Source organism: Zoogloea sp. JDB1 (assembly GCF_056724025.1).
Genome location: NZ_CM161496.1, coordinates 3,928,501 through 3,941,092 on the forward strand (window position 1 = coordinate 3,928,501; position 12,592 = coordinate 3,941,092).

General features: G+C 65.5%; 11 protein-coding genes. All 11 read right to left on the bottom strand.

Annotated features, from left to right (window positions below; genetic code table 11):
• Positions 1–79 precede the first annotated feature (79 nt).
• Entirely contained in the window at positions 80–1,471 is a 1,392-nt protein-coding gene (locus AC1PPK_RS17770; protein WP_481114341.1) for an LLM class flavin-dependent oxidoreductase, read from the bottom strand.
• A gap of 201 nt (positions 1,472–1,672) precedes the next feature.
• The gene (locus tag AC1PPK_RS17775) at positions 1,673–2,437 is read right to left on the bottom strand and encodes an ABC transporter ATP-binding protein (protein ID WP_481114342.1); all 765 of its coding nucleotides are present in this window, start codon (positions 2,435–2,437) and stop codon (positions 1,673–1,675) included.
• Between the two features lie 54 nt (positions 2,438–2,491).
• On the bottom strand, positions 2,492–3,826 hold the full coding sequence (locus AC1PPK_RS17780; RefSeq protein WP_481114343.1) for an ABC transporter substrate-binding protein: 1,335 nt from the start codon (positions 3,824–3,826) through the stop codon (positions 2,492–2,494).
• A 54-nt stretch (positions 3,827–3,880) separates the two neighbouring features.
• The gene (locus tag AC1PPK_RS17785; protein WP_481114344.1) at positions 3,881–5,209 is read right to left on the bottom strand and encodes an ABC transporter substrate-binding protein; all 1,329 of its coding nucleotides are present in this window, start codon (positions 5,207–5,209) and stop codon (positions 3,881–3,883) included.
• A gap of 50 nt (positions 5,210–5,259) precedes the next feature.
• Positions 5,260–6,324, bottom strand: coding sequence for a branched-chain amino acid ABC transporter permease (locus AC1PPK_RS17790; RefSeq protein WP_481114345.1), 1,065 nt, complete (start codon positions 6,322–6,324; stop codon positions 5,260–5,262).
• 4 nt (positions 6,325–6,328) lie between these two features.
• A complete protein-coding gene (locus AC1PPK_RS17795; RefSeq protein WP_481114346.1) occupies positions 6,329–7,210 on the bottom strand; it encodes a branched-chain amino acid ABC transporter permease in 882 nt (293 codons plus the stop codon).
• Positions 7,211–7,223: 13 nt separating this feature from the next.
• A complete protein-coding gene (locus tag AC1PPK_RS17800) occupies positions 7,224–8,009 on the bottom strand; it encodes an ABC transporter ATP-binding protein (RefSeq protein ID WP_481114347.1) in 786 nt (261 codons plus the stop codon).
• A complete protein-coding gene (locus AC1PPK_RS17805; protein WP_481114348.1) occupies positions 8,006–8,953 on the bottom strand; it encodes an AMP-binding protein in 948 nt (315 codons plus the stop codon). Before AC1PPK_RS17805 ends, AC1PPK_RS17800 begins: the two co-directional genes overlap by 4 nt.
• Positions 8,954–8,972: 19 nt before the next feature.
• Complete coding sequence (locus AC1PPK_RS17810; protein WP_481114349.1) at positions 8,973–10,100, bottom strand: porin; 1,128 nt, start codon at positions 10,098–10,100, stop codon at positions 8,973–8,975.
• Positions 10,101–10,377: 277 nt separating this feature from the next.
• On the bottom strand, positions 10,378–11,190 hold the full coding sequence (locus tag AC1PPK_RS17815; protein WP_481114350.1) for an ABC transporter ATP-binding protein: 813 nt from the start codon (positions 11,188–11,190) through the stop codon (positions 10,378–10,380).
• A gap of 61 nt (positions 11,191–11,251) precedes the next feature.
• Complete coding sequence (locus AC1PPK_RS17820; protein ID WP_481114351.1) at positions 11,252–12,589, bottom strand: ABC transporter substrate-binding protein; 1,338 nt, start codon at positions 12,587–12,589, stop codon at positions 11,252–11,254.
• Between the last annotated feature and the right edge of the window lie 3 nt (positions 12,590–12,592).

The window sequence follows — 12,592 nt, forward strand, 5'->3', positions numbered from 1 at the left end:
TATCCCGGAGGGGGTCGTGACCATCCCGGAGGTACTCGCGAGTCCCTGCGCCGGGACGGCGATCACCTCGGGGGCACGCTCACGCCGCTTCGCGGCTCGCGGCTTTCACGGCCTCGATGTCCCGATAGCCGGCCGCCGGGTGATTGTCGGGAAGGGTGGGGCCTGCGCCGAACAGCTTCTCGCGCAAGGTGCCCGGCTTGTACGCCGTGGGGTAGACGCCGCGGCGCTGCAGTTCCGGCACAAGATATTCGACGACGTCCTCGAAGGTCTCGTGGGACAACGCATAGGCCAGGTTGAAACCATCCACGTCGGTCTCCTCGACCCATTGCTGGAGGGTGTCCGCTACGGTGGCCGGCGAACCGACGAAGACCGGCCCCAGGCCGCCGATGCCGGCCCAGCGGGCCAGTTCGTCGATGGTCCATTCCTTGTCACCCTTGGCCAGGTGCTCGACCACCGACACGATGGCGTTGGTCTCCACTGCGCGCACCGGGTCCTGCGGCGCGTACTTCCCGAAGTCGATGCCGCTCCAGCCCGACAGCAGCACCAGCGCCCCATCGTAGGACACGTGCTGTTTGTATTCCTCGAACTTGGCCCAGGCCTTCTCGTCGGTCTCGTCGACGATCACCGTCACCAGTGCATAGACCAGCACCTTGGACGGGTCGCGGCCGGCCGCGGCGGCCTGGTGACGGATGTCCGCCACGTACTGCTGCAGCGTGGACCGCGCCGGGGTGGACACGAACACGCACTCAGCGTGGTTCGCCGCAAAGGCCTTGCCGGCCCCCGATGCACCGGCCTGGAAGAGCACCGGAGTACGCTGGGGTGACGGCTCGCACAGGTGGTAGCCGGGCACGTCGAAATAGCGCCCTTTGTGGCCGATCTCATGGACCTTGTCCGGGTCGATGAAGACGCGGCTGGCCTTGTCACGCAGCACCGCCCCGTCCTCCCAGCTGCCTTCGAGCAGCTTGTAGAGCACCTCGACATACTCCGCGGCCACCTCGTAGCGATTGTCGTGGCGCCGCAGACCGCCCTCCCCCACGTTGCGCGCGCCGCTTTCCAGGTAGGACGTGACGATGTTCCAGCCGACCCGCCCCTTGGTGTGATGGTCCGCGGTGGCCAGACGGCGGGCGAAGGTGTAGGGATGTTCGAAGGACGTGGACGCGGTGATGCCGATGCCCAGGTGCTCGGTGACCATCGCGATCGGCGCCGCCAGTTGCAGCGGATCGCTGACCGGGATCTGCACCCCCTGGTGGAGGGCATGGTAGTTGTCACCCTTGTACACGTCGTAGTAACCCACCACGTCGGCGATGAACACCGCATCGAAGAAGCCGCGCTCAAGAATCTTGGCCAGGTCGGTCCAGTACTCCAGGTCCTTGTACTGCCACGAGCGGTCGCGGGGATGCGTCCACAACCCCGGCGACTGGTGGCCGACGCAATTCATTTCAAAGGCGTTGAAGCGGATGGTCTTGCTCATTTGATGATATCCAAGTGGGTGATCGGGAAGGGCCAGGGGCCGGGCGGAAGGCACCGATGTGCCGCGGGATGCCGATATTCCGCAGAAAACATGCCACCCGCGGGAACCTCCTGCCGCCGCGTTTTTCCGGGCATATGCGACGCGGCCGTGCTGAGGGGGCAGCGTGCTTGCTGCTCGGGCGCTGCCCCAGCAGCAAGCTGGCTAACCGCCCAGATAGTGGTTGTGGATGTCCTCCCGCGCGGCAAGTACCGCGGCGGGCCCCTCATCGGCCACCCGTCCGTTTTCCAGGACGTAGCCGTAATGGGCGTGGCGCAGGGCGACGTTGATGTTCTGCTCGGCGATCAGGAAACCGATACCTTCGCGGGTGTTCAGCTGGCTGACGATCTCGAAGATCTCTTCGACGACCATCGGCGCAAGGCCCATCGACGGCTCGTCGAGCAGTACGAGGCGCGGCTGCGTCATCAGCGCACGTCCCACCGCCAGCATCTGCTGCTCGCCGCCGGAGCTGAGCCCGGCAGCGGTGCGGCGCTTGGCCTTGAGGCGCGGGAACCAGGCGTAGATACGCTCCAGCGCGGCCTCCATCTCGCGCCGCCGCAACCCGCGCAGGAATCCGCCGCTCCGCAGGTTTTCCTCGACGCTGAGTTGCGGAAAGACATGTCGCCCTTCGAGCACATGGACAATGCCCTCGCGGGCCAGCAGATGGGGCGCGACGCCGGCCACCGGCCGCCCCAGGAAGCGGATCTGGCCGCGGCTGACGCGGGCGCGGTCGGCCTGGACGAGGCCGGAGACGGCCTTCAAGGTCGTGCTTTTGCCGGCCCCGTTGGCGCCGAGCAGGGCGACCACCGCACCGTGGCCGACGGTCAGCGACACGTCGGCCACGGCGAGGATGGCGCCGTCGTACACGACCTCGATGTCAGCGACCTCCAGCAAGGCCTCGGGCGGAGCGCTGGGGACTGGTTGACTCATGGAAAGGCTCCACGCTGGGGTGAAAAGCGAGGCCCTGCGGGCCCCGGGGTGGACTCAGGACTCCTTGCTGCAGTCGCGCGGCTTGATGTTCTTCTCCTTCGCGTAGGCAGCCGCCTTGGCGTCGATCAGCGTGCGCAGCGTCTTGCGGTCGGCCTGCACCCAGTCGGTCACCAGCACCCACTTTTTGCCATCCCACTGCTGGACGCGCGCGGCGCCGCCGCCCTCGTGCTCGTTGCACGACAGCTTGAGTTTCTGCAGCAGGCCGACGAAACCAATCTCCTTCAGGCGCGCGTCGGTCACGTCGAGGTGCTCGAAGGCCCAGCGCCCTTCCTCGCCGTTGAGCGGACGGTTGCCGAATTTCTTGTGACCTGCACGCAGCGCCTCGACGGCCATCGCAGCGTTGATGAGGCCGATGTTGTAGTACACGCTGCCGAAGAACTTGGGATCCTTCAGGTCGCTCTTGCCGGCGTCGAGGATGGATTTCTTCAGACGCTTGTGGATCTCAAAGTCCGCTCCGCCGGGGAAGGGCGCGATGGCCTGGTAGCCCTTGGCCGCCGGCCCGGCCGGCAGTACGTCGGCCTCGGACCCGGCCCACACGTCGCCGATGAGACGGTCCACCGGAATGCCGAAGCGCGCCGCCGTCTTGATGCCCACCGGCGTCGACACACCCCAGGTCCGCAGGAAGACCCAATCCGGCTTGATCTGGCGGACCTGGCGCCATTGGGCGGATTGCTCATTGCCCGGATCGGCGACCGGGATCTGGATGTTCTCGAAGCCGTATTTCTTGGCGAGCAGGGCCATCGGCGCCTGGGTTTCGCGGCCGTAGGCGGAATCGTGGAAGACGGTGACGATCTTCTTGCCCTTCAGCTTGTCGAAACCGCCCTCCTTCTGCGCAATGTAGTTGATACCCACGGAGGCCTGGCTGTAATAGTTGAGCAGCAGCGGGAAGGCGTACGGGAAGACGCCGCCGTCGGTGGATTCGGTGCGCCCGCCAGCGGGGTCTACCAGGGGGATCTTGTCCGCCACGCCCTTGTCCATCAGGGCATATGAGGCCGGCGTGCTGTGGGTGAAGAAGAAAGCCGTGGGCGCGCCGTTGTCGCCCTTCTTGTAGCGCTCGTAGCACTCGACGATGCGGTCGGTGCTCCATTCGGTCTCGCACTCCTTCCAGACCAGCTTGACGCCATCGACACCGCCTTCGACTTCGTTCACATAGCGCAGGTAGTCGATCACCCCCGCCCACCAGGGAATGCCGCTCGATGCATAGGGCCCGACCCGGTAGGTGGGCAGCGGGATGAACTGTTCGTTCGCAGCGGCGCTGGCAGCATTGGCGCCGAGGACGGAGGCCGCCAGCGTGGCAGCGATGAGGGTGCGTTTCAGGATGTTGGACATCGTCGTTTCTCTGTTGCAGGAAATGGATCGGTTGTGTGGGGATGGACGGCCGGATCAGGACTCGCGGGCGCAATTGCGCGGCGTGAGGCCCTTCTCCCTGGCATACGCCGCCGACTTGGCGTCGATCAGCGGGCGCAGGGTCTTGCGGTCGGACGACACCCAGTCGGTGATGAGCTTCCAGCTCTTGCCGTCCCACTGCTGGACGCGTACCGAGCCGCCGCCCTCGTGGTCGGAGCACGACAGCTGCAGGCGCTGCATCAGGCCCAGGAAGCCGATCTCCTTCAGGCGCGCGTCATCGAGATTGAGGTGTTCGAGGCCCCAGCGGCCCTCGTCGCCGGTGAGTGGCCGATTGCCGAATTTCTTCTGGCCGGCGCGGATCGCCTCCACGGCAATGGCCGCGTTCACGAGGCCGGAGTTGTAGTACACGCTGCCGAAGCTCTTCGGGTCCTTCAGGTCGCTCCTGCCCTTGTCGAGGATGTGGGTCTTGATGCGTTTGTGGATGTCGAAGTCCGCGCCGCCGGGGTAAGGCGTCAGCGCCAGGTAACCCTTGCCGGCATCGCCCGCCGGCAGCACGTCCTCGTTGGAGCTGGCCCAGATGTCGCCGATGATGCGGTCCGCCGGAAAACCGAAGCGTGCCGCCGTCTTGATCGCCACCGGCGTCAACACGCCCCAGGTGCGCAGGAAGACCCAGTCCGGCTTGGCCTGGCGCACCTGGCGCCACTGGGCGGATTGCTCGTTGCCCGGATCGGCCACCGGGATCTGGATGTTCTCGAAGCCGTACTTCTCGGCCAGCAGCTTGAGCGGCCCCTGGGTTTCACGACCGTAGGCGGAGTCGTGATAGACCGTGGCGATCCTCTTGCCCTTCAGCCTGGCGAAGCCGCCCTCGCGCTGGGCGATGTAGTTGATGACCGCCGAGGCCTCGCTGTAAAAGGTCAGCATCACCGGAAAGTTATGCGGAAACACCGCACCGTCGGTGGCCTCGGTACGGCCGTAGCCGAGAGTGATGAGGGGAATCCGGTCGGCGGCGGCCTTGTCTGACAGCGCGTAGGCGGCAGGTGCGCCGTTGGGGTGGTAGATCGCCACTGGTGCGCCGTTCAGGCCCTTTTTGAAACGCTCGTAGCACTCGATGCCCTTTTCGGCCGTCCATTCGGTCTCGCATTCCTGCCAGACCAGCTTGACGCCGTTGATACCGCCCTCCACCTCGTTGATGTAGCGCAGGTAGTCGATCATCCCGGCCCAGACCGGAATGCCGCTGGAGGCGTAGGCGCCGACACGATAGGTGGCGAGGGGGAAGAACTGCTCGTTGGGCGCGGCGTCGGCGTGGCCGCAGAAGGCCACGGCGAATGCGGCCACAGCGGCCACACGCCGGAGGGAAATGGTCATGATCGAGTGCTCTCTATCGGGTTTGGAAGAAGTTCGGAAGCGGATCGCGCTCAGAAGCGCAGCGGCCACACCGCCAGACGTTCGCGCAGGCCGGCCAGCAGGCGTATCAGCCCTTCCGGCTCCTTGACCAGGAAGGCGATGATCAGGGCGCCGAAGATGATCTTCTGAAGATTCTGGATCTGGCCGGGATCGACGTTGCCGCCCAGCAAGGCCTGCCCGGCCTGGCTCAGGAGGATCGGCAGCAGGCTGATGAAGGCCGCGCCGATGAAGTTGCCGGCGACGCTGCCCATGCCGCCGATGATGATGATGAACAGGATCTGGAACGACCGGTTGATGTCGAAACTGCTCGCGCTGGCCGTGCCCAGGTAGGCGAAGGCCCACAGCGCGCCGGCGATGCCCAGGTAGAAGGAACTCACGGCGAAGGCCAGGCGCTTGTGACGGTCCACGTCGATGCCGATCACCGCCGCGGCGGTGTCCATGTCGCGGATCGCCATCCAGTTGCGGCCCACGCGGCTGCCCGCCAGATTGCAGGCGATCCACGTCAGCAACGTCACCGCCGACAAGGTCAGCAGGTAGCGCCCGACCGGGCCGGAGATGTCGTGGCCGAACAGCTCCAGGCGCGGCGCCGCGATGGTGCCGGACGAGGCCTGGTTATAAAACCACGGGAACTTGGTGAATACCCACTCCAGGAAGAACTGCGCCGCCAGCGTCGTCGCCATCAGGTAGAAACCCTTGATGCGGTTGCTCGGAATACCGAACACGAAGCCCACCGCCGCCGCAACGGCTCCCCCTGCCAGCAGGGCCACCGGCAGCGGAAGTACCGGCACGCGCAGGAGAAAGGCATAGGTCGCGAAGGCCCCGACGGCCATGAAGCCTGCCGAGCCGACCGAGGTCTGGCCGGCGTAGCCGGTCAGCAGGTTGAGGCCCAGCCCGGCCAGGGACAGCACCAGGAAGGGGATCAGGATGGCGTTGAGCCAGTAGTCGCCAGCCAGCCATGGCAGGCCGACGAACGCCACGACGAGGAGCACAGCCGCTCCCCACGGGAAGGCGCGCGGGACCAGCGCCAGCGGCGCATGCTCGAAGGGCACGGGAAGCTGATGGGAGAGGTTCGACATGTTCTCAGACTCGTTCAATGGCCCGCTCGCCGAACAGGCCGGCGGGACGCACATACAGGAAAGCCAGGGCAAGGAAGTAGGCGAACCACGACGTGATGCCGCCGCCCACGAGGGGGCCGACATAGACCTCGGCAAGGTTTTCGGCGGCGCCGACGATGAGCCCGCCGACGATGGCCCCGCCGATTGACGTGAAGCCACCGATGATCAGCACCGGCAGTGCCTTCAGGACCACCAGCGAGAGGGAGAACTGCACGCCCTGGCGGGCGCCCCACAGCAGGCCGGCGACCAACCCGACCACGCCGGCCACGGCCCACACGATCTGCCAGATGCGGTTGAGGTTGATGCCGATCGACAGGGCCGCACGGGTATCGTCGGCCACTGCGCGCAGCGACACGCCAACCCGCGTCTTGTTGAAGAGCAATGCCAGCACGAGGACCAGCACCGCGGCGGTCGCCGCCGCGAAGAGGTCGAACTGGCTGAGCATCACGTCGCCCACGAACACCGGCACATCATCGATGCCCAGATCGAGGGCGCGCACCTCGGCGCCCATCAGACCTTGGGAGAACCCTTCAATGATGAAACTGAGACCCAGCGTGGCCATGAACAGGGTGATCTGCGAGCGTGCCACCAGCGGACGCAGCACCGCCCACTCGATAGCAAGGGCCAGCAGACCCATCACTACCACGGTGGCCGCCACGGCGGCGGCAAACGGCAGGCCGGCCTCCTGCAGGCTGACGCAGGTCAGTGCGGCGAACAGCAGCATGGCGCCCTGCGCGAAATTGAAGACACCGCTGGCCTTGTAGATCAGCACGAAGCCGATCGCCACCAGCGAATACATGGTGCCGGCGAGCAGGCCGCCAAACAGGGTTTCCAGGAAAAAATTCATCGCCCGTGCCTCCTCATTGCACGCTGCCGAGATAGGCCGCGATCACCTCGGGATTGGCCTTGACCTCGGCTGGCGTGCCGTCGCCGACCTTGCGTCCGTAGTCGAGCACCACCACATGGTTCGACAGGCTCATCACCACGCCGATGTCGTGCTCGATCAGGACCACCGTCGTACCGAGGCCACGATTGACCTCGGCGACGAAGCGGCTCATCTCGCGCTTCTCGTCCGCGTTCATGCCGGCCATCGGCTCGTCGAGCAACAGCAGGCTCGGCCCGGCGATCAGCGCCCGCCCCAGTTCGACCCGCTTCTGCAGGCCGTAGGCCAGGTTGCCGACGGGGGTATCACGATGGGCCTGGAGTTCCAGGAACTCCAGCGTCCGCTCGGCCAGCTCGCGATGCGCGCGGGCCTCCCGCCGTGCCGGCGGCAAGCTCAGCGCTTGCGCGAAGAAACCGGCGCGGGCGTGTCGCGACAGCCCGCTCAGCACGTTGTCGATGACGCTCATGCGCTTGAACAACGCGTTGTTCTGGAAGGTACGGCCGATGCCGCGGCGGGCCGCTTCCAGCGGGGTGATGCGGCGATAATGGACGCCCTCGAAGATCACCTCGCCAGCGTCTGGCCGGTATACCCCGTTCAAGACGTTGAGCAGCGAGCTCTTGCCTGCGCCATTGGGGCCGATCAGCGCACAGATTTCACCGCGCGGCACGGAGAAGGACAGACCCGAGATCGCCTTGACGCCCTTGAACGACAGGGCGATGTCACGCACCTCGAGGATCTGGCCGGAAGGGATGGGCACGCTCATCGGCCGTTCTCCCGCAAGGGGCGCAGCCAAGCTGAATCGACCGCCGCAGGGGCCACCGCGCGCAGCCGGTGCAGGCCGACGATGCGCTGTACCCGCCTGTACATATGACGATGCAGCGCGCTCCGCCCGACACCGTGGCGGGCCCACTCCCATACCCGGCGGCGCAGACTGCCGGGTGCCGCGACGCGATTCTCCAGTTCGACATGCAGCGCACGGGCACGGGACGATGACAGCAGCAGCGTTGTCGGCGCGATATCGCGACGATCCCGCGTGGCCGACGCCAGCCCTTCCGGGAAAGCCAGCACCTCGCCGTGGGTCACCAGCCGTTCACACAGCAGTTCGAGCCCCTCGGCCCACTCGGTGCCCTCCTCCGCCCACACCGGCGCGGCGGCACGGAGGTGGCGCCAGGCGAGCCGGCTCTGCGCCGGCAACGGTGGTCCAGCGTAGAGATCGGCGACGCCTTCGACAACGACACCCGTGCAGCGCCATGTCGGCCGCTGCGATACGTACAGGCACGGTACTCGGGCGCCACCTTCAATGGCCTCCCGCACGCGCACTGCACTGTCGCGCTCGGCCACAAACAGATGTGCCTCCCCCAGTGCACTCAACACCTCGGCGAGCGCGGGACCGGCCAGTGCCCGAGCTAAGGGCACAACCTGCCCACCGGCTTCCCGGGCCGCCAGAGCCAGCAACAACAGCGTCGGCTCGTAGGCCCCCACCACCGCAAGGCGTGCGCCCGGACCGAAGCCCCGGCGCAGCAAGGCCCCGTGCAGCTGCGTCACCTCGCGACGAACATCCGCCCAGCGCCATCCCTTCCACTGCCCTCGGCGCTTGTGTACCAATGCCAGCTCTCCGGGCCGCGCCGCGGCCCAGTGGTCAAGATGGCCAAGCAGATCAACAGCCCGTAGCACCGAAGGCACCGGGGCGGACTCTCGCGCGTTCATGAAGGTCCTCCCGGCTTGCTCAGAAGTTATGACGGATGCCGGCCGCAGCACTGCGCTGGTAGCCGTTGCCCGGGTTGTAGCCGGCGCCCACCGAGCTGATGAAGCCGGCGTCGCGTCCGGCGGCGTTGTTATTGACGCTGGAATAGGTGGTGTACAGCGCGGTGCGCTTGGACAGTGCGTACTCGTAACCCACGGCCCACTGGTCGGCCTTGGCGTCACTACCACCGCCGGCCAGTTCGGAGCTGCGGCGGACGTAAGAGGTAAGCACGGTGCCGTGGCTGCCGATCGGGACGGTGGCGCCAACCAGCCACTGGCGGCTGTTCTTGCTGGCCAGCGCGCCTGCGTCGGGGCTGAAATCGGCGGAGCCCGCACGACGCACGCCATATAGCGCGGCCAGCTTGGCCCCCCCCAGGTCGAGGGTCCCGCCAGCTTCATAGACGCGCACCTTTTTGCCGTCATACGAAACCGCCACCGGAGTGCCGCTCTCGTCGAGCCCCGATGTACGCGAGTTCAGCTGCTGCAGGTGTACGCCGAGGAGGAGCGGCCCGTTCCGGTACTGGGGTACCACCGACAGCCCCCGCACGTCGCCCACTGCCCCGCTGCCGCGGTTGGCGATGGATTCCTGTCCATAGCCGTTCGGGGTATACGCCGCCGACACGGAAAAGCCTTGCCAGTCCGGCGTGAAATAGGTGAGCTGGTTGTCCCAGCGGTATTCGGTCAGATAGACGTTGTTGTACTGGCCGACCGTGACGCTGGCGAATGGATCGACCTCCGAGGTCAGCAAGTAACCGGGCGTATATTGGCGCCCAAGCGCAACGCGCCCGAACTTGCCGCCTAGCGCCACGAAAGCCTGGCGGCTGAAGCCGCCGCCGCCGGTCAATTCCCCGGTTCCCGCATCGACCGCGGCCTCGAGCACGAAACTCGCCTTGAGCCCGTTGCCGATGTCCTCGGAGCCCTGGAAGCCCAGGCGGCTCGGCACGCTGGTGCCGGAATCGATGCGTGACTGGCTGCCGACCGTCGGATCGATGTTCTTGCCGCTCCATCGATAGCCCATATCCACAGTCCCAAAAATGGTGACATTGTCCAGGGCCAGCGCGGAGGTGCTGAAAACAGTGAGCAGCAGGGCAGCAATAGTGGTGTTTCTCATTTTTTTCCTATCGGGGTTTATTTATATTTACTACACCCTCCATTAGCAGAAGGCATGCCAATAAAATTAGCCAGAAAACCCCGAAGAATTAATTATAAAAAGGACCTTCTTGCTCACCAGGAGGCATGCACTGCTATTTCCATGCCTCCACGCCAGCATTTAACTAATGCCAATATTGTTTTTCAAAATCAGGGGAACAGACTCGGATTGAAAACAAAAAGGCCGCGCACTTTCAATGCGCGGCCAATTAAAAATAGAGCATTTTCAATTTGAAGATCTATTCTCGGGTTCGCCTGCTGTGATAGTGCTTGGCGTCGCGGAAGCTGCGCCGGCCTGCCATGTTCATGCCCAGATAAAAGGAGCGGATGTCGTCCCGCGCGGCCAGATCGGCCGACGGTCCATCACTGACGACATGCCCGCTCTCCATCACATAGGCGTGATCCGAGTAACGCAGGGCAATGGCGGCGTTTTGCTCGGCGAGCAGGAAACTGACGCCCTCCTCCCGGTTGAGGCGCCGGACGATTTCGAAGATCTCGGTGACGATCTGCGGAGCCAGCCCCATAGAAGGCTCATCCAGCAGCACCAGGCGGGGCCGGCCGATCAATGCCCGCCCGATGGCCACCATCTGCTGCTCGCCGCCGGAGAGATAACCCGCCAGACTCCGTCTGCGCTCCTTGAGGCGCGGAAAGTAACGATAGATCCGCTCGACGCCTTCCTGCAGATCGGCGCGGGACGGCGCGTGGGCAAAGGCTCCGACGCGGAGATTCTCCTCCACGTCCAGATGGGGAAAGCAATGGCGTCCTTCGAGCACCTGCACCAACCCGCATTCGACCAGGGCCGATGGGTCGGACTGCAGCACGTCGCGCCCGGCGAAGTCGATCCGTCCGCCGACCACCTCGCCCCGCTCGGCACCGATCAGGCCCGAAATGGCCTTGAGGGTCGTGGTCTTGCCGGCACCGTTGGCACCCAACAAGGCGACGATGCCGCCAGCGGGTACGCTCAGGCTCACGCCGCGGGCGCCGAGGATCACCTTGTCGTAGATCACGTGGATGTCCTCCACGCTGAGAATTGGGGAGTTCGTCATGGCCATGTCCAGTCGGTCAGCGTACCGCCGCGGGCACCGATCCCGGCGCAGCGGCGGTGCGGCACGATCAGCTTTCCTTCGCGCAATTACGCGGCGTGATGCCCTTTTCCTTGGCGTAGGCGGCGGCCGACTTCTCGATGATCGGGCGCAGCAGCGCACGGTCGGCCTGCACCCAGTCGCTGATCACCTTCCAGCGGGTACCGTCCCACTGCTGGAAGCGCACGGCGCCGCCCCCTTCGTGGTCTGCGCACGACAGCTTGAGGTTCTGCACCAGCCCGACCGCGCCGAGCTCCTGCAGGCGCTTGTTGTCGATATTGAGGTGCTCGAAGCCCCAGCGGACTTCCTCGCCGCTGAGCGGACGCTTACCGAACTTGGCCTGCGCGATGCGTACGGCCTCGACGTTCAGGATGCCGTTCACCACCCCGAGGTTGTAATACACGTTGCCGAAGCGCTTCGGATCCTGCAGGTTGCCCTTGCCGGCCTTCACCACCTGCTTGTCGATGTCCTTGAGGACCGGAAAGTCGGTGCCGGCCGGATGGGTGGTGATGGAGATGAAACCCTTGGCGGCGTCGCCAGCCGGCGCCGCATCGTCCTCCGAATTGCTCCAGATGTTGCCGATCACGTGGTCCGCCGGAAAGCCGGTCTTCGCGGCCGTCTTCAAGGCCACCGGGTTCATCACCCCCCAGCCGCGCAGGATCACCCATTCGGGCTTGATGCGGCGGATGTTGAGCCACTGGGACTGCTGCTCCGTGCCCGGATGGGGCACTTCGATGTGGGTCACGCTGAAACCATACTTCCTGGCCAGGATGTCGAGGATGGGAATGGTCTCCTTGCCATAGGGCGAGCCGTGGTAGAGCGTGACGATCTTCTTGCCCTTCAGCTTGTCGAGGCCTCCTGCCCGCTGGCCGATGTAGTTCACGATCGCCGACACCTCGCTGTAGGGATTCAGCTGCAGCGGGAAGACGTAGGGGAACACGCTGCCGTCGGTGGAGTCGGTACGCCCGTGATTGATGGTGATCAGCGGAATCTTGTCGGCGGTCGAGCGCTCCAGCGTGGCATAGGCGATACCAACGCTGAGGGGATTGGTCGCGGCGGCAGGCGCACCGTTGAGGCCCTTCTTCAGGCGCTCATAGCATTCGACCCCCTTCTCGACGACGTACTCCGTCTCGCACTCGGACCAGGTCAGCTTGACGCCATTGACCCCGCCGTCGCGGGCGTTGATCAGCTGCATGTAGTCGATGAAACCACCGAAGAAGCCGGTGCCGCCGGCCGCATAGGGGCCGACCCGGTAGCTCTGCAGCGGAAAATACTGCTCGTTGGCGGCCGTGGCAGCACCGCTGGCCAGCGCAAGGCCCAGGCTCAAGGCGGCCGCCAGGCGGCGAGGGGAAAAACGGGATGCAATCATTGA

What these genes read in the sequence shown, in the direction of transcription:
- AC1PPK_RS17770 (WP_481114341.1), bottom strand. Translation starts at nt 1,471, where the DNA reads ATGAGCAAGACCATCCGCTTCAACGCCTTTGAAATGAATTGCGTCGGC.
- AC1PPK_RS17775 (WP_481114342.1), bottom strand. Translation starts at nt 2,437, where the DNA reads ATGAGTCAACCAGTCCCCAGCGCTCCGCCCGAGGCCTTGCTGGAGGTC.
- AC1PPK_RS17780 (WP_481114343.1), bottom strand. Translation starts at nt 3,826, where the DNA reads ATGTCCAACATCCTGAAACGCACCCTCATCGCTGCCACGCTGGCGGCC.
- AC1PPK_RS17785 (WP_481114344.1), bottom strand. Translation starts at nt 5,209, where the DNA reads ATGACCATTTCCCTCCGGCGTGTGGCCGCTGTGGCCGCATTCGCCGTG.
- AC1PPK_RS17790 (WP_481114345.1), bottom strand. Translation starts at nt 6,324, where the DNA reads ATGTCGAACCTCTCCCATCAGCTTCCCGTGCCCTTCGAGCATGCGCCG.
- AC1PPK_RS17795 (WP_481114346.1), bottom strand. Translation starts at nt 7,210, where the DNA reads ATGAATTTTTTCCTGGAAACCCTGTTTGGCGGCCTGCTCGCCGGCACC.
- AC1PPK_RS17800 (WP_481114347.1), bottom strand. Translation starts at nt 8,009, where the DNA reads ATGAGCGTGCCCATCCCTTCCGGCCAGATCCTCGAGGTGCGTGACATC.
- AC1PPK_RS17805 (WP_481114348.1), bottom strand. Translation starts at nt 8,953, where the DNA reads ATGAACGCGCGAGAGTCCGCCCCGGTGCCTTCGGTGCTACGGGCTGTT.
- AC1PPK_RS17810 (WP_481114349.1), bottom strand. Translation starts at nt 10,100, where the DNA reads ATGAGAAACACCACTATTGCTGCCCTGCTGCTCACTGTTTTCAGCACC.
- AC1PPK_RS17815 (WP_481114350.1), bottom strand. Translation starts at nt 11,190, where the DNA reads ATGGCCATGACGAACTCCCCAATTCTCAGCGTGGAGGACATCCACGTG.
- AC1PPK_RS17820 (WP_481114351.1), bottom strand. Translation starts at nt 12,589, where the DNA reads ATGATTGCATCCCGTTTTTCCCCTCGCCGCCTGGCGGCCGCCTTGAGC.